This is a genomic window from Streptomyces sp. NPDC031554 (assembly GCF_055580685.1).
Genome location: NZ_JBVIKX010000013.1, coordinates 54,814 through 74,151, shown reverse-complemented (window position 1 = coordinate 74,151; position 19,338 = coordinate 54,814). Strand labels below are relative to the sequence as shown.

The window sequence follows — 19,338 nt, the reverse complement described above, 5'->3', positions numbered from 1 at the left end:
CACGCTAACAGCGGTGCCGGGCCGGTCGGCGGGGTGTCTCAGTGCACGGGCGGCACCGACACGGTGAGCACCATCTCGGTCGGGACCTCGCCCCGGTTGGCGTAGGTGTGGGCGGCGTCGGCCTCGAAGGTGACGCTGGCACCGGCCGGGACGCGGTGCTGCGTGCCCTCGACGGTGAGGGTGAGTTCACCGGCGGTGACGTGGGCGATCTCGACCGTGCCGGCCGGGTGCGGGTCGGAGCCGCTGCTGTCGCCCGGCATCAGCCGCCAGTCCCACATCTCCAGCGGGCCGGGGGCCTCCGTGCCGGCGAGGAGCCTGCTGTAGCTGCCCGCGTCGGTGTGCCACAGCCGCACCACCTGGTCGGCGGGGACGACGCGGACCTTGGGCCCCTGCTCGTAGTCGAGGAGGGTGGTGATGCTGATGCCGAGCGCGTCGCCGATCTTGACGACGGTGCCGAGGCTGGGGTTGGTGCGGGCCTGCTCGATCTGGATCAGCATGCCGCGGCTGACTCCGGCGCGGGCCGCGAGGGTGTCGAGGGTGAAGCCGCGGTCGGTGCGCCAGCGTTTGACGTTGCGCGCCAGGGACCGGGTCAGCAGGTCGAGGTCCGACACGTTCCGTCCAATGAGCCCTGTCCGGACGCTGTCCGGAGTCCGCCAGTCTGGATGACGGAGTTTACTGTCCTGCGCCGCTCGGCCGACGGCGGCCGGGCGACGCCGTACCCGTCACCTTTCCGGTTCGAGTGCGGCGAGCCTCGCCGCCGACTCCTCGTCGAGGCCGGACAGCGCGACCAGTTGGTCGGAGGTCACCCCGTCGGGGATCGGCACCGGGGCCGGGGTGCGCAGCGGCGGCTGCCAGCCGTCGGCGGGGGTCCACCGGCGTACGACCCGGGCGGGCGCCCCCGCCACCACGGCGTGGTCGGGCACCGTGCCGCGCACCACCGCACCGGCCGCGACGACGACGTTCCGTCCGATCCGCGCCCCCGGCAGGATCACCGCGCCGGTGCCGATCCAGCAGCCGGAGCCGATCTCGACCGGTTCCATCCGCGGCCACTGCCGGCCGATGGGCTGGTGCGGGTCGTCGTAGGAGTGGTTGGTGGAGGTGACGTAGACGTACGGCCCGAAGTAGCAGTCGCTGCCGATGGTGACCGTCGTGTCGGCGATGACGTGGCTGCCGCGGCCCAGCACGACGCCGTCGCCCATCCGCAGGATCGGGTCGGGGCCGAGGTCGAGGTCCGGCATCAGACCGGCCGTCAGCGTGACCTGCTCGCCCACGATGCAGTGCGCGCCGAGGTGGATCCAGGGTTCGCCGAAGACGGTGCCGAGCGGGAAGGCGAGCCGGGTGCCGGAGCCGATCGAGCCGAAGCGGAGTCCGCCGGGGTGCTCGGCGGTGACCGAACCGGTGCGCCGCACCCAGTCCCAGCCCGCGTGGACGGCCCGCTGGGCGAGGCGGCGCCGCCATGAGGAGAACGTGTTCTTGCGCTTCGGCACCCGCTCACCGTACTCAGCACGTGCTGCCGCCAGGACGCCGGAGACCTGTGATCTTCACCCCACCGGGTGACGTACGGTGCGGGGACGGACGAACGCGAGGAGACGGTGATGACGCACAAGGCGCTGATCGTGGGCATCGGCGGCAGGGAGCCGAGGATCGACGGGGAGGCGTTCGTGTCGCCGACGTCCTCCGTCATCGGGGACGTGACGCTGGCGGCGGGCGCGAGCGTCTGGTACGGCGCCGTGCTGCGCGGTGACGTGGAGCGGATCTCGGTCGGGGCGTGGAGCAACGTCCAGGACAACTGCACGCTGCACGCCGACCCCGGTTTCCCCGTGACCATCGGCGAGCGCGTCTCCGTCGGCCACAACGCGGTCGTCCACGGGGCGAGCGTCGGGGACGACTGCCTGATCGGGATGGGCGCGACCGTGCTCAACGGCGCGGTGATCGGGGCCGGTTCGCTGGTCGCCGCGCAGGCGCTGGTGCCGCAGGGCATGGAGGTGCCGCCGGGGTCGCTGGTCGCGGGGGTGCCGGCGAGGGTCAGGCGGCCGCTGACGGAGGAGGAGCGTCAGGGCCTCACGCTGAACGGCACGCTCTACGCCGACCTGGCGAAGGCCCACGGCGAGGTCCACGGGTAGGGGCACCGCGACGGCGCGCGGCGACGGCCTACTCGGCGGCCGTCACCGTCCCGGCCTTCGGCTCGGCGGCGGTCCCGGTCTCCGTCCCGGCCTGCCGCGCGGCGTTCTTCGCCTTGCGCTTGAGCACGATCATCGAGGTGAGGCCGATGAGCACGGCCAGCACCAGGCCCAGCCAGGAGAACCGCTTCAGCCAGGATTCCGCGACGACGCCCACGTAGTAGATGACGGCCGTCGTGCCGCCCGCCCAGACGATGCCGCCGAGCAGGTTGGCGGTGAAGAACCTCCAGTACGGCATGTGCAGCACGCCCGCGAGCGGTCCGGCGAAGATCCGCAGCAGGGCGACGAAGCGGCCGAAGAAGACGGCCCACATGCCCCACTTCTCGAAGGACCGCTCCGCCGTGGCGATGTGCCCCTCGCTGAAGTGCCGGGGGAACTTCTTGCCCAGCCAGGCCAGCATCGGGCGGCCGCCCTTGCGGCCGATGGCATAGCCGACGGAGTCGCCGATCACCGCACCCGCGGTGGCGCAGGCGCCGAGGATCACGGGGTTGATGTCGCCGTGCTGCGAGGCCAGCAGCGCCGAGGAGACGAGGATGATCTCGCCCGGCAGGGGGATGCCCAGGCTCTCCAGTCCGATGACCAGACCCACCAACGCGTAGATGGCGACCGGGGGTACGGCCTCGAGCCATTCCTGGACGTGCACCGCCGGCTCCTCCCGCGCGAGTCCTGCTTCCGGCGCACCGGGAACGGGCGCACGCCGGGAAGCCTACCGGGTCGGCCCCGCGGCCGGCCCGCCCCGTGGTGCGCCCCGCCCGGCTCCGGTGCGGATCCGGAGCCGCCGCCCCGTCCGGGCGGGCGGGTGAGCGGTCCGGCCCGCGCGCACGGGAGTCCCAGGGCGCGGGGCCCTCCGGGCACAGGAGTCTCCGGGCACAGGAGTCTCAGAGGTGTCTCCCGGGGAACTCCCATCCCCGTGGTCCAGCATGACCGCCATGAACGCCCCCCACCCCTCCGCCCTTCCCGAGCCCCCTGCCGGCCGTGTCCCGGCCGCCCCCGCCGTCCGCAAGGCGGTCGTCCCGGCGGCCGGGCTCGGCACCCGTTTCCTCCCGGCGACGAAGGCGACGCCGAAGGAGATGCTCCCGGTGGTCGACAAGCCGGCCATCCAGTACGTCGTCGAGGAGGCCGCCGCGGCCGGTCTGGACGACGTGCTGATGATCACGGGCCGCCACAAGCGGGCCATCGAGGACCACTTCGACCACGCCTTCGAACTGGAGCAGGCCCTCGCGGCCAAGGGCGACACCGTGCGGCTGGACGCGGTCCGCGATCCGGCCCGGCTCGCGGACATCCACCACATCCGCCAGGGCGACCCGCTCGGCCTCGGTCACGCCGTGCTGTGCGCCCGCAACCACGTGGGCGACCAGCCGTTCGCCGTCCTTCTCGGCGACGACCTCATCGACCCGCGCGACGCGCTCCTCAGCCGCATGCTGGAGGTCCGCGACCGGCGCGCCGGCAGCGTGGTCGCGCTGATGGAGGTGCCGCCGGAGCAGGTGCACCTCTACGGCTGCGCGGCCGTGGAGCCGTCCGGCGAGGACGGTGTCGTACGGGTCACGGGGCTGGTGGAGAAGCCCGCGCCCGGGGACGCGCCGAGCCGGTACGCGGTCATCGGGCGGTACGTCCTCGACCCCGCGGTCTTCGACGTCCTGGAGCGCACGGAGCCGGGCCGCGGCGGCGAGATCCAGCTCACCGACGCCCTCCAGGAACTGGCCGCGGGCGGCACGGTGCACGGCGTCGTCTTCTCCGGCCGCCGCTACGACACCGGCGACAAGGCCGACTACCTGCGCACGGTGGTCCGGCTGGCCTGCGACCGGGACGACCTGGGCCCGGAGTTCGTCTCCTGGCTCAAGGAGTTCGTGGCGGAACTGGAGGAGACCGGCGCGCCGGGGCGCGAACGGTCCCGCCCCGTGCGGGCGAGGGCCGCAGGGGCGGCGTAGCGCCGGCGCCCCGGCGGCGGCACGGGCGGGGCGACGGCGGCGCGAAGCGCCCGCACCGGGCGGTGCGGGCGGGGAAGGTCACGGGCGCCGGGCGACACCGTCGCGCGCCGCGCCGGCGGGCGCGGCGGGCAGGCGCGACGGGCGGGCGCGGGCCCCGGGGACGACCGCGGCCCCGGACGCGTCCGGGGCCCGGGGGCCCGGACCGGTGACCGGTCCGCTCAGCCGTTGGGCCGCAGTGTCCACACCACGGTCATCTCTCCGGTGACGGCCCCGTCTTCGCGGCGGATCTCGATCGCCACCGGGAACTCGGGCCGCTCCCCCGCGTCGAGCTGGGCGACGACCTCGGCGGCCGGGCGGCCCAGCGTCGCGGTCGCCGTGACGGGCCCCGTCGCGAGCTTGCGGTAGGCGATCTCGGCGCGCACGGCGAGCGGCACGGCCCGGGACAGCTGGTCCCCGAACGCGGCGAGGACGATCGCCCCGCTCGCGGACTCGCCGAGGGTGAACATCGCCCCGGCGTGCGGCCCGCCCACGTGGTTGTGGAACGCCTCCTGGTCCGGCAGGGCCAGCACGGCCTTCTCCGGCCCCGTCTCCAGGAACTCGAGGTTCAGGGTCCGGGCCATGGGCACGGTGGCGGCGAGCATCTCGCCGATGGACATCCGGTCTGCGCTCATGCCGCGATGTTACCCACGAGTAGAGTCCGCTGACCAGGGGGAAGGAGCGGGCATTCCTCGCGGAAGGGGTGCGCCCCGGCCGATTCGGTACCACCCTGACGAGGGGCGGTGACCTGTTCGTGTCATGGACGGCACTAGGGTTTCCGGCCATGTGGCCAGGACAGCAGCCGCCCGGGGGAGAGCAGAACCCGCCGGCGCAGAACAACCCGTACCAGCAGCCGGGACACCCGCAGCCGAATCCGTACCAGCAGCCCGGATACCAGCAGCAGCCCGGTTATCCGCAGCACCCGGGCGCCTACGCGCAGACCGCCCAGTGGGGCGTGCCGGGGGGCCCGGGCTCCCCGCAGCCCGGCGGGGGCGGCGGGAACCGGACGAAGGTGGTCGCGATCGTGGCGGCCGCGGCCGTCGTCCTGGCCGCCGGTGTCACCGGGTTCCTGGTGCTGGGCGGCGACGACGAGCAGCCGGAGGCCAAGGGCAAGGCCGGTGCGAGCCCCACGGTGTCGGCCGAGCCGAGCGGCTCGCAGTCCTCCTCGGCCGGCACGGACGACAACCCGCGCACCGCCGAGACCGAGAAGCCGACCGTGGCGGGCTGGAAGGTCGTCGTGAACCCCAAGTGGGGCATCGCCTTCGACGTGCCCGCCGATTGGGAGGTCCAGTCGCCGGGCCTGAGCCAGGGCTTCGAGTGGGAGGACAAGGAGCAGCCCGACGGCTACGACGCGATCATCCAGGGGGGCACCGCCGAGTACAAGTCCAAGTGGTGCACGTCCGACGACGACAAGGACGGCAAGACCGACGACACCGCGCTGGCCATGGTCGGCAGCAAGGGTGCCGAAGGGGCCAAGAACACCGACGAGATCGCCCTCAACACACCCGCCTGGTGGGTGTTCGGCGGCTACACCGAGCCGGACCGCAAGAGCATCACCACCGACAAGAAGGCCACCCCCTTCACCACCGCCTCGGGGATCGAGGGCAGCTACGCCTGGGCACGGTCGACGAACACGCCCCAGAAGGGCAAGTGCGCCAGCGACGGCAAGGCGATCACCTTCGGCTTCAAGAACTCCAACAGCGACTACGTGTCGTGGAACCTGTACGGCGCCAAGGGCGTGAAGGACGAGCTGCCCGACGCGACCGTCCTGAAGATCCTCGCCACCGTGCGGCTGCACGGGGAGCCGACCGGCGGCTGAGTCCCCACCGCCCACCTGCCACCGCCCGCGCGCCGGCCCCCGGCCGGCGGGACCGGTCGGCGAAGCGACGGCCGGTCCCGCCGACCGGTTTGCCGGATCGGCGGCCGGGCGGGGATAGTCGGCCGGTGACCTCAGCCGCCGATCCCCGCCCCCGCCTGCGCAGACCCTCCTGGGCGGGCCGCAACTACAGCCTGCTGACGGCCTCCGCGTTCGTCACGGGCCTCGGGGCCAACGGGGCCCTCATCGCCGCCGCGTTCGCCGTCCTCGAAGCCGGCGGCGACGGCGGCGACGTGGGTCTGGTGGCGGCGGCCCGCACGCTGCCGCTGGTGCTGTTCCTGCTGATCGGCGGGGCGGTCGCGGACCGCCTGCCGCGGCACCGGGTGATGGTCGCGGCCAACGCCCTCAACTGTGTGTCGCAGGCCGCGTTCGCCGCGCTCGTCCTGACCGGCGAGCCGCGGCTGTGGCAGATGATGCTGCTGACCGCCCTCGGCGGCACCGGTCAGGCGTTCTTCAGCCCGGCCGCCGAGGGCATGCTGATGTCCTCGGTGCGGGGCGAGCAGGCCGGCCGGGCGTTCGCGGTGTTCCGGATGGCGATGCAGGGAGCGGGCCTCGGCGGTGCGGCCCTCGGCGGCGCCATGGTGGCGGTGATCGGTCCGGGCTGGGTGCTCGCGGCGGACGCCGCCGCCTTCGCCGTCGCCGGGTCGCTGCGCGCCTTCCTCGACGTGGGACACATCCCGGCCCGCGAGCGCGGCGGCGGCCTGCTGGCCGACCTGCGGGAGGGCTGGCGGGAGTTCAGGGGCCGCCCCTGGCTGTGGGGCGTGGTGCTCCAGTTCTCGATCGCCAACGCCGTCGTGGGGGCGGCCGACGCGGTCTACGGTCCTCTCGTCGCCCGGGACCACCTCGGCGGGGCGGGCCCCTGGGGTCTCGCCCTCGGCTTCTTCGGCGCGGGCACGGTGGCGGGCGCCCTGCTGATGACCCGCTGGAAGCCGCGCCGCCTCCTCTTCGTCGGCACCCTGTGCGTGTTCCCCCTGGCCCTGCCCTCGGCGGCCCTCGCCGTGCCGGTGCCGGTCGGCGTCCTGTGCGCGGTGATGTTCCTGACCGGCATCACCCTGGAGGTGTTCGGGGTGTCCTGGATGACCGCCCTCCACCAGGAGATCCCGGAGGAGAAGCTCTCCCGCGTCTCGGCCTACGACTGGTTCGGTTCGGTCGCCCTGGTTCCCCTGGCCACGGCCCTGGCCGGCCCCTCGGAGTCCCTCTTCGGCCGCACGGCCTCCCTGTGGGGCTGCGCGGTCCTCGTCGTCGTGGTCACGGCGGCGGTCCTGTGCGTACCGGACGTACGCCGTCTGACCCGCCGCACGAAGCCGGTGGCCGGCGGGCGGGCGGCCACGGCCCCCGCCGTCCTCCTCCCGGGGACGCCGGACCGGGCCGCCCCGGCGGAGCCGGGGGCGGGCACCGGCGCCCTCGGCTGAGGGCCGCGCGGGTTCCCCGTTCCGGACGCCGTCCGTGCGCAGGGGAGGCCGACGCGGCTCACCCGATCCCGAACGCCCCCTCGGGCGGCACCGGTGACGGCACCGCCTCGTCGTCGGCCACCGGGCGGGCGTCGCCGGTGAACTCCCTCAGGGCCGCGCCGTGTTCCACCCGGGCGGGAAAGGCGTCGGAGGCCGTACGGCGGGCCAGGGGCGGGACGTCGAGGGGGTGGTGGGCGGCGACGAGGACGGTGTTGCCGAACCGCCGGCCGCGCAGGACCGCCGGTTCCGCGATGACCGCGAGATGCTCGAACGCCACCGCGAAGGTGGCGAGTTGGGAGCGCAGGAAGGCGAACGGGGCCGCGTCCGCGAGGTTCGCCAGATAGACACCGTCGGCGCGCAGGACCCGCGCGGCCTCACGGGCGTAGGACAGCGTCGTCAGGTGGGCGGGGACGCGGGAGCCGCCGAAGACGTCGGCCACCAGGACGTCGGCGGAGGCCGTCGGGGCCGCCTCCAGCCAGTCCCGCGCGTCGGCCGCGTGCAGGGTGACGCCGGTGCCGGCCGGGACCGGCAGGTGCTCGGCCACCAGGTCCAGCAGGCCCCGGTCGGCCTCCACGACGTCCTGCCGGGAGCCCGGCCGGGTCGCGGCGAGGTACCGGGGCAGGGTGAGCGCCCCGCCGCCCAGGTGCAGCACGTCCAGCGACCGGCCGGCCTCGGCGACGGTGTCCAGCACGTGCCCGAGCCGCCGGGTGTACTCGAACTCCAGGTGCGTCGGCTCGTCCAGGTCGACGTACGACTGCGGCGCCCCGTCGACCGTGAGCAGCCAGGCCCGATCCCGGTCGACGTCGGGCATCAGCTTGGCGGTGCCGTGATCGACGGCTCGGGTGACGGGTATGGGGTCGTTCACCCTGTCATTGTGCCCGGGCGTCCCCCGGGGCCGTGGGGCCCCCGAGGGGGGCCGCGGCGTGCACGGAGCGGGCGGCGCTCCCGCGGCGGGACGCGGGCCCCGCCGGGACGCGGGGTCCCCGTGGGGCCGGTCCGGACCGGCCCCACGGGGACCCCGCTCGTCCGCCGCCGTCACTCCACGGTGGTCACCGTGCCCGCCCCCACGGTCCGTCCGCCCTCCCGGACGGCGAAGCCGAGGCCGGGCTCCAGCGGCACCCCGCGCCCCAGCTCGACGGTCACGGAGACCGTGTCACCGGGGTGGGCGACGGCCGTCTCCCCGAGGTCGACCTCCCCGACCACGTCGGCCGTGCGGAGGTGGAACTGCGGCCGGTAGCCGGTGGCGACGGGCGTCGAGCGCCCGCCCTCCCGCGCCGACAGCACGTGGATCCGCGCCGTGAAGCGCCGGCTGGGCACCACGCTGCCGGGCGCGGCGACCACGTGCCCGCGCCGTACGGCGTCCCGCGGCACGCCCCGCAGCAGCAGCGCCACGCTGTCCCCGGCCTGCGCCTGTTCCATCGGCCTGCCGAAGGTCTCCAGGCCGGTCACCACCGACCCGAGGCCGGCGCCGAGGACGTCGACCCGGTCGCCGGGGCGGACCGTGCCGCGCTCCACCGCGCCGGTGACGACCGTCCCGCGTCCGGTGATGGTGAGCACGTTCTCCACCGGCAGCAGGAACGGCGCGTCCACGTACCGCTCGGGCATCGGCACGTAGGTGTCCACCGCGTCGAGCAGCGCGTCGATCGCCGCCGTCCAGCGCGGGTCGCCCGCCAGCGCCCTCAGCCCCGAGACCCGGACGACGGGCGCGGAGTCGCCGCCGTAGCCGTGCGCGGTGAGCAGGTCGCGGACCTCCAGTTCGACGAGGTCGATCAGCTCGGCGTCCTCGCCCTCGTCGACGGCGTCGGCCTTGTTGAGGGCGACGACGATGTGGTCGACGCCCACCTGGCGGGCGAGCAGGACGTGTTCGGCGGTCTGCGGCATGATCCCGTCGAGCGCGGACACCACGAGGATCGCCCCGTCGAGCTGTGCGGCGCCGGTGACCATGTTCTTGACGTAGTCGGCGTGCCCCGGCATGTCGACGTGCGCGTAGTGCCGGGTGTCGGTCTCGTACTCGACGTGCGCGATGTCGATGGTGATGCCGCGCGCCGCCTCCTCGGGGGCGCGGTCGATGCGGTCGAAGGGCACGAAGGTGCCGGTGCCGCGCTCGGCGAGGACCTTGGTGATGGCGGCGGTGAGCGTGGTCTTGCCGTGGTCGACGTGACCCATCGTGCCGATGTTCAGATGCGGTTTGGTGCGCACGAAAGCCGTCTTGGGCATGGCGATACCTCGGAGCCTCTCGGAGGGTGCGGTGTGACGGCCCCGGCGGCGACGGACGCGTCGGCCGGGACGGGGACCCCGAGGAACTCGCCGACCCTCCCCCTGCGGGGTCCGCCGGTCGATCCGGAGAGGGTCAGCTTCGGGCGCCGTCGACAGCGGCCACGAGAACGGGAACGGCAGCCTTCGGCGCATCCGCGACCGCGGATGCCACGAGGAGGAAGGCGTACCGGAACATGCGGTCGATCCTCACCGACGGCGGAACCGGTGTCGAACGGTTTTCCACGGCCGGACGGGCCCCGGACCGCGGGCCGGCACCGGCCACGGGAGCGGCGGCGGCCCGTCCGGTGACGGTCGTGAGACAGACCATACGGCGATCACACCCGTCCTTCGGTTAGTGTCACCGGATGCTCGATGCCCACACCCGCTCTGGGGGCACCGCCACGGCCTCTCCCCGGGCCGCCGCCGCTGAGCTGGTCCTCCCGCTGCCGCCCCTCCCCCTGCCCGTCGCCGCCCCGGCGCCGACGGGGTTCGCCACGCGCCGCGCGAGAACGCTGCTCTCGCCGTGGGCGCGGTTCTCGCTCCTGATCGTGCTCCTGGCGGCGGCCGCGTCGAGCGTGCTGCTGTTCGAGCCGCAGCGGCTGCTCTCGGAGGGCTGGCCGCCCCAACTGGGCGGATTCGCCGCCGCGTCGGTGTTCGCGGCGGCGTACGGCCTGTGCACGGTGGCGTTCGTGCCGCGCCCGTTGCTGAACCTGGCAGCCGGGGCGCTGTTCGGTTCGCAGCTGGGGGCCGGGGCGGCGCTGGCGGGCACGGTGCTGGGAGCCGGGCTCGCCTTCGGGCTCGGCCGGTTCCTCGGTCAGGACGCGCTGCGGCCCCTGCTGCGGGGGCGGCTGCTGAAGGCGGCGGACGGCCAGTTGAGCCGCCACGGACTGCGGTCGATGCTGGCGGCCCGGCTGTTCCCGGGGGTGCCGTTCTGGGCGGCGAACTACTGCGCCGCCGTCTCCCGCATGGGCTGGCTGCCGTTCCTGGCCGCGACCGCGCTCGGTTCGATCCCGAACACGACCGCGTACGTCGTCGCCGGAGCGAGCGCCTCCTCCCCGACCTCGCCCCTCTTCCTGGTCTCGATGGCGGTCATCGCCCTGCCCGCGGCGGCGGGCACGGTGGTCGCCTGGCGCAAACGCCACCACCTGCGCCGCCGCTGACACCCCCGCGGCACGCGCCGCGGCCTGGGCCGCCGCCGGCACCTCCGCGGCCCGCGCACGCGCCACCGTCCGTGCCGCGGCCGGCGCCCGTGCGGGCGCCGGCGGCCGTCCGTCCGTCGCACCGGGGCGCCCGCGCGTCGGACGGCACCCGCGCTCCGGACGGCCCCGCGTCGGCCGTGTTCGCGCGTCAGACGCCCTCGATGATCATCGCGTTGGCGAGACCGCCCGCCTCGCACATGGTCTGCAGGGCGTAGCGGGAACCGCGTTCGCGCAGGGTGTGGACCAGGGTCGTCGTCAGGCGGGTGCCGCTCGCGCCCAGCGGGTGGCCGAGTGCGATCGCGCCCCCGCGCACGTTGACCTTGCGCAGGTCCGCGCCGGTCTCCTGGGCCCAGGCGAGGACGACGGCGGCGAAGGCCTCGTTGACCTCGAACAGGTCGATGTCGTCCAGGCGCAGGCCCGCCCGGCGCAGGACCTTCTCGGTCGCCGGGACGACCCCCGTGAGCATCAGCAGCGGGTCGGAGCCGGTCACCGCGAAGCTGTGCAGGCGGGCCAGCGGGCGCAGGCCGAGGCGGGCGGCGGTGTCGCCGGACGTGATCAGCACGGCCGCGGCGCCGTCGTTGACCGGGCTGGCGTTGCCCGCGGTGACGTTCCACCCGATCTGCGGGAAGCGCTCCGCGAAGGCGGGGTCGTGATAGGCGGGCCGGAGCCCCGCCAGCACGTCCGGGCTGCTGTCCGGGCGGACGCACTCGTCGCGCGAGACCCCGTCGAGGGGCGCGACCTCGGCGTCGAACAGGCCCTCCCGCCAGGCCTCGGCCGCCTTGCGGTGCGAGGAGACGGCGAAGGCGTCCATCCGCTCGCGCGTGATCGACCACTTCGCGGCGATGAGTTCGGCGCTGATGCCCTGGGGGACCAGTCCCTGCGGGTAGCGCTCGGCGACGCCCGGGCCGAAGGGGTCCTTGCCGGGCGGCACGTTGGACCACATCGGCACCCGGCTCATCGACTCCACGCCGCAGGCCACGACGAGGTCGTAGGCGCCGGAGAGGACGCCCTGCGCCGCGAAGTGCACGGCCTGCTGGGAGGAGCCGCACTGCCGGTCGACCGTGGTCGCGGGCACCGTCTCCGGGAAGCCCGCCGACAGGGCGGCGTACCGGGTGGTGTTCATGGCCTGTTCGCCGACCTGGTCGACGGTGCCGCCGATGACGTCGTCGATGAGCGCGGGGTCGACGCCGGAGCGCTCGACGAGGGCACGCAGGGTGTGGGCGAGGAGTTCCACGGGGTGGACGTGGGCGAGGGAGCCGTTCGGCTTGCCCTTGCCGATCGGGGTGCGTACGGCTTCGACGATGACTGCGTCACGCATGTGCGGGCCTCCTTGGCCGCCGGGCGGTGACCGGTCGCCGGACACGGCGACTACCGGTGAGTAGGAAATCCGGACTCACCATAGCCTTGCGAGTTGGAAAAACAAACCCGCCAGTTGGAGAATCCAACCCCCCTCTAGACTGGGGGACATGGCCGCCTCCACCAAAGATCCGCGTCCCTGCTCCATCGCCGACGCCCTGGCGCTGGTCGGCGAGAAGTACTCCCTGCTCGTCCTGAGGGAGGTGTGCCTGGGCAACGGCCGTTTCGACCAGCTGGTGCGCAACATCGGCGCCCCGCGCGACATCCTGGCCACCCGGCTGCGCCGCCTGGTGGACGCGGGGATCCTCACCAAGTGCGCGTACAGCGAGCGCCCGCAGCGCTTCGAGTACCGGCCCACCCGGGCGGGGCTCGAACTGGAACCGGTCCTGCTGACGCTCATGGCGTGGGGCGACCGTCACCTGCGCGCGGACGACGACCGTCCCATGGTCGTCTCGCACGTCTGCGGCCACGAGATGGTCCCCGTGGTCACCTGCACGGCCTGTGGCGCCCCGGTCCACCACGAGGACCTCTCGGCACACCCCCAGGTCCCCGGCTGGACGGTGGCGGGCCCGACGGCCGCCGCCTGAGAGCCCTCCTCCCGGACCGGGCCCGCGGGCGCACCCGATCCCGGCCCCGGCCCACCGGGGGCACCGCCCGGACCGGGTCCGCGGGCCCGGCGTCGACCGGGCAGGAGCCCTCCGGCGCTGCGCCCCGCGAGGCGGCCCACGCCGGCGGCGGGGGCCGGACCGCGCTCACCAGGGATGCGCCGCCAGGTACTCGGTGATCTCCTTCCGCTCCCAGGCGCCGTCCGCCACGACCACCCGGTAGCGGCGGCTGAGCGTGTCGCCGGGGGCCAGTTCCAGTTCGTCGTGGAAGGCCCAGGACGGAGCCAGGCCGGCGAAGGGCTCGTTGCGGACGAACCAGTGCGCGGGATGGGACCCGGCGTCGCCGCACCAATCGTTCTCGGGGGCGTGCGCGAAGACGACCGTGGCGTGGCCGTCGGTGCCGTCGTGCTCGCCGGACAGCGCGAGCCAGGGGCCCTGCGTGCCCATCAGCGCGGGCCCCTCGCCCTCGGGGCCGATGATCCGGCCGCCTCGGAAGGCGCGCGGGCCGCGCCAGAACAGGCCCGTGTAGCCGGCCATCTCCCGTCCGGCGGTGGTCGGACTGCCGAACCGCAGCGGTTCCCGGCGGCAGTTGGTGATCGCGCTGGTCCAGGTCAGCGCCCAGGAACCGGCGGCCCGGTCCACGTCGTGCACCTCGATCCGGCGCCGCTCCTCGGCCCACAGCTCCCCGTCGTGCGGGTGCCAGGTCAGCCGCTCGGTGAGGACGGCCCGGTCGCCGTCCGCCGTGACCTCGTCGAAGCCGACGTGGGCCATCGAGCCGACGCGCTCGGGGAGTTCGAGGTACCCCTCGCCGTGGACGTAGCTGTTGCCGCCCCACAGGTTGGCGCCCGAGAGGTGCGAGGCGGTCAGCGACAGCCCCTTGTGCCAGCGGTGGTCGTTGGGCCGGTAGTCGGTGACGACGTCGCCCGCGAGGGTGCGCAGCGGGTGGACGTACGGCTTCGGCGCCTCCCAGGCGGCCTCGGGCCGGTAGACGTACGCGAGCAGTTCGACGCCGCTGCCGGAGTCGGTCACGGTGACGCGGTCGCCGTGGGTGTGGACCAGGCGCAGCCCGCTCATGCCGTCCCCTCCCGGCCGCCGCCCGGAACGGCCGGGACCACCGGGGCGACGGGAGCCACGGTGGACCCCGAGGCCGGTTCGACGACGGGAACGCCGGTGGACGCGGCAGGTGCGGGTGCGGCAGGCGCGACGAGGGGTGCCCAGCCGGGAGCGCCCCCGTGCAGGGCCGTGTAGAAGGGGTCGCCGGGCCCGATCTCGCCCCGCCTCACCGTCACGTCCGTGAACGCCGCCTTGTACAGGGCGCTGACCAGTTCCAGGCTGGTGCGCCCGTCGGCGCCGCTGCTGCGCGGCCGCCGGCCCGCCCGCATGCCGGCGACCAGCTCCCGCAGCTGGGCCAGGTGCGAACTCGGTACGTCCGCGCCGAAGTCCTGCCAGGCCGCGGCCCGTTCCGCGGGGACGTCCGGTGCCGGGGTGATCCGCCAGTCGTCGTTGCGGTGGCCGTAGAGATGGGTCAGCTCGACGGTGGCGTGCTCGCAGTCGACGCGGATGCGGCTGACCTCGTCGGGGCTGAGGACGCTGTTGACGATCGTGGCCATGGCGCCATTGTCGAACCGCACCAGGGCGGTGGACACGTCCTCGGTCTCCACGTCGTGCACGAGCCGGCCGGCCATGGCCCGCACCTCGCTCCACGGTCCGAGCAGATCGAGCAGCAGGTCCATCTGGTGGATGCCGTGCCCCATCGCGGGACCTCCGCCCTCGGTCCGCCAGCGGCCGCGCCAGGGGGCGGCGTAGTAGGCGGCGTCGCGGTACCAGGTCGTCTGGCAGTGCGCGACGAGCGGCCGCCCCATCGCCCGCCCGGCGAGCAGCCGCCGTACGTGGTCGGCACCGGACCCGAAGCGGTGCTGGAAGACGATCGCGGCGTACGGCCCCCCGGCGGCCCCCTCCTCGGCCGTCACGGCGTCGTAGTCGGCGAGGGTCGGCACGGGCGGCTTCTCGCACCACACCCAGGCACCCGCCCGCAGCGCGGCGACGCTCTGCTCGCGGTGCAGGGTCGGCGGGGTGCAGATCGTCACCAGGTCGGGGCGCTGCTCCGCGAGCATCCGCTCCAGGTCGGTGTAGGCGTGCGGGATCCCGCCCTCCGCGCAGAAGGCCTCGACCGCGCCGGCGTCGATGTCGACGGCCGCGACGACCTCGGTCTCACCCTCCTCCGCGAGCCGGGCGAGCGCGGGCAGATGGGAACCGCGGGCGATGGCACCGGTGCCGATGACGGCGGCGCGGACGCGGCGACCCGCGAGCGGAGGGGACGGGGACATGGGCGTGATCAGCACTCCTCCGACGAACGGCCCGGCAACGGGAGCGAGAGCGGCAGACCGGGCCGGCGCGACAACCGGAATAGCAAGCGCTTTCCCTCGGCAGCAACGTAAGCGGCGGCCCCCGGGCCGGTCAACACATACGCCCTGTTCGGCAGCCGTGCGCGCTTCCCCTGCCCACCCTCCTTCGAAACCCCTGTGCCGGGCCCGTCATCCGGGAGCGCTACGCTGCCTCCGACACATCACCACTTGATCACCGCGCGCGCGGCGGCCCGCCGTGTCCGTCGCCCCCCGATCGGCACTTGGACTCCGTAACCTCATGTCTTGGTTTGAATCTCTCATCCTCGGACTCGTCCAGGGGCTGACCGAGTTCCTCCCCGTCTCCTCCAGCGCGCACCTGCGGCTGACCGCGGCCTTCTCCGGATGGGAGGACCCCGGGGCGGCCTTCACGGCGATCACACAGATCGGCACGGAGGCCGCGGTGCTGATCTACTTCCGCAAGGACATCGGGCGGATCATCTCCGCGTGGTCCAGGTCGCTCTTCGACAAGACGATGCGCAAGGACCACGACGCCCAGATGGGCTGGCTGGTGATCGTCGGCTCCATCCCGATCGGCGTCCTCGGTGTCACCCTCAAGGACCAGATCGAGGGCCCGTTCCGCGACCTGCGGGTCACCGCGACGATGCTCGTGGTCGTCGGCATCGTCATCGGCATCGCCGACCGACTGGCCGCCCGCGACGAGAACGGCGGCCGGCACCGGGCGCCCAAGCAGCGCAAGGGCCTGGAGAACCTGGGCGTCAAGGACGGCCTGATCTTCGGTCTCTGCCAGGCCTGCGCCCTCATCCCGGGCGTCTCCCGTTCCGGCGCCACGATCAGCGGCGGCCTGTTCATGGGCTACCGGCGCGAGTCCGCGGCCCGCTACTCGTTCCTGCTCGCCATCCCGGCGGTGCTGGCCTCCGGCGTCTTCGAACTCAAGGACGCCATGGAGGGCGGCCACGTGGCCTGGGGGCCGACGGGGTTCGCGACGGTGATCGCGTTCGCGTCCGGTTACGCCGTCATCGCGTGGTTCATGAAGTTCATCAGTACCAAGTCGTTCATGCCGTTCGTGTACTACCGCGTGGTCCTCGGCATCGTGATCATCGTCCTCGTCACGATGGGCGTCCTGAGTCCGCACGCGGCGGAGTCGGCGGGCTGATCCCGCCCGGCGGCCCCGCCGCCGGGGCCGGCCCCGCCGGCGGCGTACGGCGGACGGCGGGGCCCGCCCGTCCCGCCGCCACGATCCGGTCGACCGCAGCTGTCACCAGCTCGTCGCGCTCCGCCGCCGTGAAGACGTCCGGCAGGGTGAGCTGCTCCACGATCAGCCAGTTGAGCGTCAGGATCAGCAGTTTCACGGCCATGGCGTCCCCGGGGAGCCCGGAGGCCTCGTGGTGGGCGACGTTCGCCTCGACGTCGGCCCGGACCCGCTCGGTGAGGACCTCGCGCAGTTCGGGACGGCGGGTGGCCTCCAGGCGCAGCTCGAGCAGGGCGAGGTAGCCGGTGCGGAACGAGGCGACGCGGGCGACCAGCTCCCGCATCAGCTCCGCGTACGTTTCCCGGTCGCGGCCGGCCGTCCGCTGCCGGGCGAGGGTGGCCTCGTCGGGCCGGAGCCGCTCGTAGACGCGGGCACCGGCCTGGGTGAGCAGGTCGTCGCGGCCGGTGAAGTAGTTCGACGCGGTGCCGACGGGCACGGCGGCCTCGGCGTCCACCGCCCGGAAGGTCAGACCCCGCGCTCCCTCCCGGGCCAGCACCTCGATCGCGGCGTCCACCAGGGCGGCGCGCCGCTCGTCGTTCCTTCTCGCCATGGACACCCTCCCGGTGCGCCGTCAGACCACTTCATCGAGAGTACTACGGGTGAAGTTGTCGAACGGAGCGCCGGCGGGCCGCCGTCCCTCGCCCGGCCGGTCCGGGCAGGGGACGCCGCCCCGGCCCGGTGCACCGGGCCGGTGACCAAGCCCATAGGGCCGGCGTAGCCACCCGGTAGCGCAGTGTCAGTGCTTGCCCCTAGGCTGTTGCGCATGTCCCCGAGTTCATTAGCCCCTGGTTCCGTGCGGTCTGCCGCCGAGTTGAACGAGCAGATCCGGGCTCTGTGGCTGCGCGCGGGCGGGTCGCTGTCGGCCCAGGAGCGGGCGGAGTACGAGCTGCTGGTGGTCGAGTGGGCCGCCGCCGTCCGCGAAGAGGTCGTGAAGGCGGCCTGAGGCCGTGGCCCCGGCCCTCCTGTCCGGCAGCATCGGCGCGGCGCGCTACGACGGCACCACGACCCCGTCCAGCGCCTCGTCCGCCCCCGGCCCCTCGGCCGGGTCGGTGAGCTGCTCGCGCACGTAGGTCCAGATCACCGCGAGCACTGCCGCGACCGGCACCGCGAGCAGGCTGCCGACGATCCCGGCCAGGCTGCCGCCGAGCGTCACCGCCAGCAGGACCACCGCCGCGTGCAGGCCGAGTCCCCGGCTCTGGATCATCGGCTGGAAGACGTTGCCCTCCAGCTGCTGCACCACGACGATGACGGCCAGCACGATCAGTGCGTCCGTCAGCCCGTTGGAGACCAGCGCGATGAGGACGGCGACGAAGCCGGCGAACAGCGCGCCCACGATCGGCACGAACGCGGAGACGAAGGTCAGCACCGCCAGCGGAAGCACCAGCGGCACGTCCAGGATCCACAGCCCGAGGCCGATGAGCACCGCGTCGAGCAGGCCCACGACCGCCTGCGACCGGACGAACGCGCCCAGCGTGTCCCAGCTGCGGGCGGCCACCGTCGGTACGTCCGCGGCGAACCGGCCGGGCAGCTGACGGGCCAGCCAGGGCAGGAACCGGGGGCCGTCCTTGAGGAAGAAGAACATCAGGAAGACCGCGAGGACCGCGGTGACGAGGCCGTCGACCACCGTGCTCACGCCCGTGACGACGGCGGTGACCATGCTCCCCAGGCCGTCCTGGGCGCGGGCGACGCCGGTGTCGAAGGCCTTGTCGATCTGGTCGTCGCCGATGTTCAGCGGCGGCCCGGAGGCCCATTCCCGCACCCTCTGCAGGCCTTCGACCACCCCGTCGGTCAACTCCCCGGACTGGGAGGCCACCGGCAGCGCGATCAGCGCCACGGTGCCCGCGGCGACCAGCAGGAACAGGACGGTCACCAGCGACGCGGCGAGGGCGGGCGGCCAGCCGCGCCGGCGCAGGTGGCGCGTCGGAGGCCAGGTCAGGGTGGTCAGGAACAGGCCGACGACGAGCGGCCACACGATCGACCACATCTGTCCCAGCAGCCACAGCGCGACCGCGAGCCCCACGAGGAGCAGCAACAACTCGGCGGATATGCGTGCCGACGCGCGGAGCGCGGCGCGGGTCCTCGTGGAACTCAACGTGTCAGACATGGGGTTCACCCTATGGGTACGCCGGCGGGAGGTACGCCGGTCAGGACCGTGCGGGACCGCGGACCCGCACGGTCCGGTTCCGGCACGGAAGGTGTCCGGCGCTTCGACGCGCGGGACCGGGGCGGTCGTGGCCGCACGGCTCCCGGTGTCGTACCCGCACGGCCCTTGGCGTCGCGCCCGCCGTGCCCAACACTCGGGGCATGACGCAGCGTGTGGAGCTCGCGGCCGTGATGGACCGCCTGGCCGTCGACGGTCTGATCACCGACTACGCGGTCGCCGTCGACGACGGCGACTGGGCGGCCTACCGGGCCTTGTTCACTCCCGACGGGCGGGCGGACTACCGCTCGGCCGGCGGCATCGAGGGAGGGGCGGGGGAGGTCGCCGACTGGCTCGAGGAGAGCATGCGGCCGTTCCCGACGCGTCAGCATCTGATCGTCAACCGCCGGCTGCGCTTCGGAATCCTGGAGCAGGACCGGGGCGACACCGCCCGGGTACAGGCCGACTACGTGAGCCCGATGCGGCTGGCGGACGGGGAGGAAACCGCCGGGGCGCCGGACCTGGTGTGCGGCGGCCGGTACGCCTTCGCGCTGCTGCGGACGGAGGACGGCTGGCGGGTGCGCGAGCTGGTGGTCCGGGAGAAGTGGCGCCGGCCGCCGGGCCGGCACGTCGCCGGCTGACCGGACGATCTCCGCCCGCGCCGAAGGCCGTCCGGCAGGAGATCGTCCCGGACGC

19 protein-coding genes and 1 pseudogene are annotated in these 19,338 nt (G+C 74.1%); 9 read left to right on the top strand and 11 right to left on the bottom strand.

Features of this window, described 5'->3' with window-relative positions:
• Positions 1 to 38: 38 nt before the first annotated feature.
• Positions 39 to 611 (bottom strand): helix-turn-helix domain-containing protein, encoded by a 573-nt coding sequence (locus tag ACZ5FU_RS28665; RefSeq protein ID WP_451530308.1) that lies wholly within the window; start codon positions 609 to 611, stop codon positions 39 to 41.
• A 111-nt stretch (positions 612 to 722) separates the two neighbouring features.
• Positions 723 to 1,487, bottom strand: a complete 765-nt coding sequence (locus tag ACZ5FU_RS28660; protein ID WP_451779545.1) for an acyltransferase — start codon at positions 1,485 to 1,487, stop codon at positions 723 to 725.
• A gap of 108 nt (positions 1,488 to 1,595) precedes the next feature.
• Between ACZ5FU_RS28660 and ACZ5FU_RS28655 the strand changes: the two genes are divergently transcribed.
• Complete coding sequence (locus ACZ5FU_RS28655; RefSeq protein WP_451530310.1) at positions 1,596 to 2,123, top strand: gamma carbonic anhydrase family protein; 528 nt, start codon at positions 1,596 to 1,598, stop codon at positions 2,121 to 2,123.
• Positions 2,124 to 2,151: 28 nt separating this feature from the next.
• Here the strand turns inward: ACZ5FU_RS28655 and ACZ5FU_RS28650 are convergent, their stop codons facing one another.
• Positions 2,152 to 2,823, bottom strand: coding sequence for a DedA family protein (locus ACZ5FU_RS28650; protein ID WP_451530311.1), 672 nt, complete (start codon positions 2,821 to 2,823; stop codon positions 2,152 to 2,154).
• Between the two features lie 286 nt (positions 2,824 to 3,109).
• Between ACZ5FU_RS28650 and galU the strand changes: the two genes are divergently transcribed.
• Positions 3,110 to 4,108 (top strand): UTP--glucose-1-phosphate uridylyltransferase GalU, encoded by a 999-nt coding sequence (gene galU / locus ACZ5FU_RS28645; protein WP_469047342.1) that lies wholly within the window; start codon positions 3,110 to 3,112, stop codon positions 4,106 to 4,108.
• Positions 4,109 to 4,326: 218 nt separating this feature from the next.
• Here the strand turns inward: galU and ACZ5FU_RS28640 are convergent, their stop codons facing one another.
• On the bottom strand, positions 4,327 to 4,764 hold the full coding sequence (locus ACZ5FU_RS28640) for a DUF4442 domain-containing protein (protein WP_451530318.1): 438 nt from the start codon (positions 4,762 to 4,764) through the stop codon (positions 4,327 to 4,329).
• A gap of 164 nt (positions 4,765 to 4,928) precedes the next feature.
• Here ACZ5FU_RS28640 and ACZ5FU_RS28635 point away from each other — a divergent pair, with 164 nt between their 5' ends.
• The gene (locus ACZ5FU_RS28635; protein WP_451530313.1) at positions 4,929 to 5,963 is read left to right on the top strand and encodes a DUF8017 domain-containing protein; all 1,035 of its coding nucleotides are present in this window, start codon (positions 4,929 to 4,931) and stop codon (positions 5,961 to 5,963) included.
• A 125-nt stretch (positions 5,964 to 6,088) separates the two neighbouring features.
• Positions 6,089 to 7,432 carry an MFS transporter gene (locus tag ACZ5FU_RS28630; RefSeq protein ID WP_451530314.1) on the top strand — a complete coding sequence of 448 codons (1,344 nt, stop codon included), beginning with the start codon at positions 6,089 to 6,091 and terminating at the stop codon, positions 7,430 to 7,432.
• A gap of 58 nt (positions 7,433 to 7,490) precedes the next feature.
• Here the strand turns inward: ACZ5FU_RS28630 and ACZ5FU_RS28625 are convergent, their stop codons facing one another.
• Positions 7,491 to 8,336 carry a spermidine synthase gene (locus ACZ5FU_RS28625; RefSeq protein WP_451530315.1) on the bottom strand — a complete coding sequence of 282 codons (846 nt, stop codon included), beginning with the start codon at positions 8,334 to 8,336 and terminating at the stop codon, positions 7,491 to 7,493.
• 170 nt (positions 8,337 to 8,506) lie between these two features.
• Positions 8,507 to 9,688, bottom strand: coding sequence for an elongation factor Tu (gene tuf / locus ACZ5FU_RS28620; RefSeq protein WP_451781441.1), 1,182 nt, complete (start codon positions 9,686 to 9,688; stop codon positions 8,507 to 8,509).
• Positions 9,689 to 10,092: 404 nt separating this feature from the next.
• On the opposite strand from tuf, the gene ACZ5FU_RS28615 reads away from it, so the two are divergent.
• Positions 10,093 to 10,887, top strand: a complete 795-nt coding sequence (locus tag ACZ5FU_RS28615) for a TVP38/TMEM64 family protein (protein ID WP_451529925.1) — start codon at positions 10,093 to 10,095, stop codon at positions 10,885 to 10,887.
• Between the two features lie 187 nt (positions 10,888 to 11,074).
• Here the strand turns inward: ACZ5FU_RS28615 and ACZ5FU_RS28610 are convergent, their stop codons facing one another.
• Complete coding sequence (locus tag ACZ5FU_RS28610; protein ID WP_468838901.1) at positions 11,075 to 12,244, bottom strand: thiolase family protein; 1,170 nt, start codon at positions 12,242 to 12,244, stop codon at positions 11,075 to 11,077.
• A gap of 148 nt (positions 12,245 to 12,392) precedes the next feature.
• Between ACZ5FU_RS28610 and ACZ5FU_RS28605 the strand changes: the two genes are divergently transcribed.
• Complete coding sequence (locus ACZ5FU_RS28605) at positions 12,393 to 12,869, top strand: winged helix-turn-helix transcriptional regulator (protein WP_451781443.1); 477 nt, start codon at positions 12,393 to 12,395, stop codon at positions 12,867 to 12,869.
• Positions 12,870 to 13,034: 165 nt separating this feature from the next.
• Here ACZ5FU_RS28605 and ACZ5FU_RS28600 read toward each other — a convergent pair whose 3' ends face one another.
• Together ACZ5FU_RS28600 and ACZ5FU_RS28595 are read right to left on the bottom strand one after the other, a co-directional pair.
• Positions 13,035 to 13,961, bottom strand: coding sequence for a DUF6807 domain-containing protein (locus tag ACZ5FU_RS28600; RefSeq protein WP_451781445.1), 927 nt, complete (start codon positions 13,959 to 13,961; stop codon positions 13,035 to 13,037).
• Positions 13,958 to 15,214, bottom strand: a complete 1,257-nt coding sequence (locus ACZ5FU_RS28595; RefSeq protein WP_451781447.1) for a Gfo/Idh/MocA family protein — start codon at positions 15,212 to 15,214, stop codon at positions 13,958 to 13,960. Before ACZ5FU_RS28595 ends, ACZ5FU_RS28600 begins: the two co-directional genes overlap by 4 nt.
• A 316-nt stretch (positions 15,215 to 15,530) precedes the next feature.
• Here ACZ5FU_RS28595 and ACZ5FU_RS28590 point away from each other — a divergent pair, with 316 nt between their 5' ends.
• On the top strand, positions 15,531 to 16,406 hold the full coding sequence (locus ACZ5FU_RS28590) for an undecaprenyl-diphosphate phosphatase (RefSeq protein ID WP_451781448.1): 876 nt from the start codon (positions 15,531 to 15,533) through the stop codon (positions 16,404 to 16,406).
• A 79-nt stretch (positions 16,407 to 16,485) separates the two neighbouring features.
• Here the strand turns inward: ACZ5FU_RS28590 and ACZ5FU_RS28585 are convergent.
• Positions 16,486 to 17,052: pseudogene (locus ACZ5FU_RS28585) on the bottom strand (TetR/AcrR family transcriptional regulator); the annotation flags it as partial.
• A 213-nt stretch (positions 17,053 to 17,265) separates the two neighbouring features.
• On the opposite strand from ACZ5FU_RS28585, the gene ACZ5FU_RS28580 reads away from it, so the two are divergent.
• Positions 17,266 to 17,445, top strand: coding sequence for a hypothetical protein (locus tag ACZ5FU_RS28580; RefSeq protein ID WP_451529931.1), 180 nt, complete (start codon positions 17,266 to 17,268; stop codon positions 17,443 to 17,445).
• Positions 17,446 to 17,490: 45 nt separating this feature from the next.
• Here ACZ5FU_RS28580 and ACZ5FU_RS28575 read toward each other — a convergent pair whose 3' ends face one another.
• Positions 17,491 to 18,606 (bottom strand): AI-2E family transporter, encoded by a 1,116-nt coding sequence (locus tag ACZ5FU_RS28575; RefSeq protein ID WP_451781450.1) that lies wholly within the window; start codon positions 18,604 to 18,606, stop codon positions 17,491 to 17,493.
• A 200-nt stretch (positions 18,607 to 18,806) separates the two neighbouring features.
• On the opposite strand from ACZ5FU_RS28575, the gene ACZ5FU_RS28570 reads away from it, so the two are divergent.
• Positions 18,807 to 19,283 carry a nuclear transport factor 2 family protein gene (locus tag ACZ5FU_RS28570; protein ID WP_469047341.1) on the top strand — a complete coding sequence of 159 codons (477 nt, stop codon included), beginning with the start codon at positions 18,807 to 18,809 and terminating at the stop codon, positions 19,281 to 19,283.
• Positions 19,284 to 19,338: the final 55 nt, after the last annotated feature.

What these genes read in the sequence shown, in the direction of transcription:
- ACZ5FU_RS28595 (WP_451781447.1), bottom strand. Translation starts at nt 15,214, where the DNA reads ATGTCCCCGTCCCCTCCGCTCGCGGGTCGCCGCGTCCGCGCCGCCGTC.
- ACZ5FU_RS28575 (WP_451781450.1), bottom strand. Translation starts at nt 18,606, where the DNA reads ATGTCTGACACGTTGAGTTCCACGAGGACCCGCGCCGCGCTCCGCGCG.
- ACZ5FU_RS28600 (WP_451781445.1), bottom strand. Translation starts at nt 13,961, where the DNA reads ATGAGCGGGCTGCGCCTGGTCCACACCCACGGCGACCGCGTCACCGTG.
- ACZ5FU_RS28640 (WP_451530318.1), bottom strand. Translation starts at nt 4,764, where the DNA reads ATGTCCATCGGCGAGATGCTCGCCGCCACCGTGCCCATGGCCCGGACC.
- ACZ5FU_RS28635 (WP_451530313.1), top strand. Translation starts at nt 4,929, where the DNA reads ATGTGGCCAGGACAGCAGCCGCCCGGGGGAGAGCAGAACCCGCCGGCG.
- ACZ5FU_RS28655 (WP_451530310.1), top strand. Translation starts at nt 1,596, where the DNA reads ATGACGCACAAGGCGCTGATCGTGGGCATCGGCGGCAGGGAGCCGAGG.
- ACZ5FU_RS28615 (WP_451529925.1), top strand. Translation starts at nt 10,093, where the DNA reads ATGCTCGATGCCCACACCCGCTCTGGGGGCACCGCCACGGCCTCTCCC.
- tuf (WP_451781441.1), bottom strand. Translation starts at nt 9,688, where the DNA reads ATGCCCAAGACGGCTTTCGTGCGCACCAAACCGCATCTGAACATCGGC.
- galU (WP_469047342.1), top strand. Translation starts at nt 3,110, where the DNA reads ATGAACGCCCCCCACCCCTCCGCCCTTCCCGAGCCCCCTGCCGGCCGT.
- ACZ5FU_RS28610 (WP_468838901.1), bottom strand. Translation starts at nt 12,244, where the DNA reads ATGCGTGACGCAGTCATCGTCGAAGCCGTACGCACCCCGATCGGCAAG.
- ACZ5FU_RS28605 (WP_451781443.1), top strand. Translation starts at nt 12,393, where the DNA reads ATGGCCGCCTCCACCAAAGATCCGCGTCCCTGCTCCATCGCCGACGCC.
- ACZ5FU_RS28570 (WP_469047341.1), top strand. Translation starts at nt 18,807, where the DNA reads ATGACGCAGCGTGTGGAGCTCGCGGCCGTGATGGACCGCCTGGCCGTC.
- ACZ5FU_RS28580 (WP_451529931.1), top strand. Translation starts at nt 17,266, where the DNA reads ATGTCCCCGAGTTCATTAGCCCCTGGTTCCGTGCGGTCTGCCGCCGAG.
- ACZ5FU_RS28590 (WP_451781448.1), top strand. Translation starts at nt 15,531, where the DNA reads ATGTCTTGGTTTGAATCTCTCATCCTCGGACTCGTCCAGGGGCTGACC.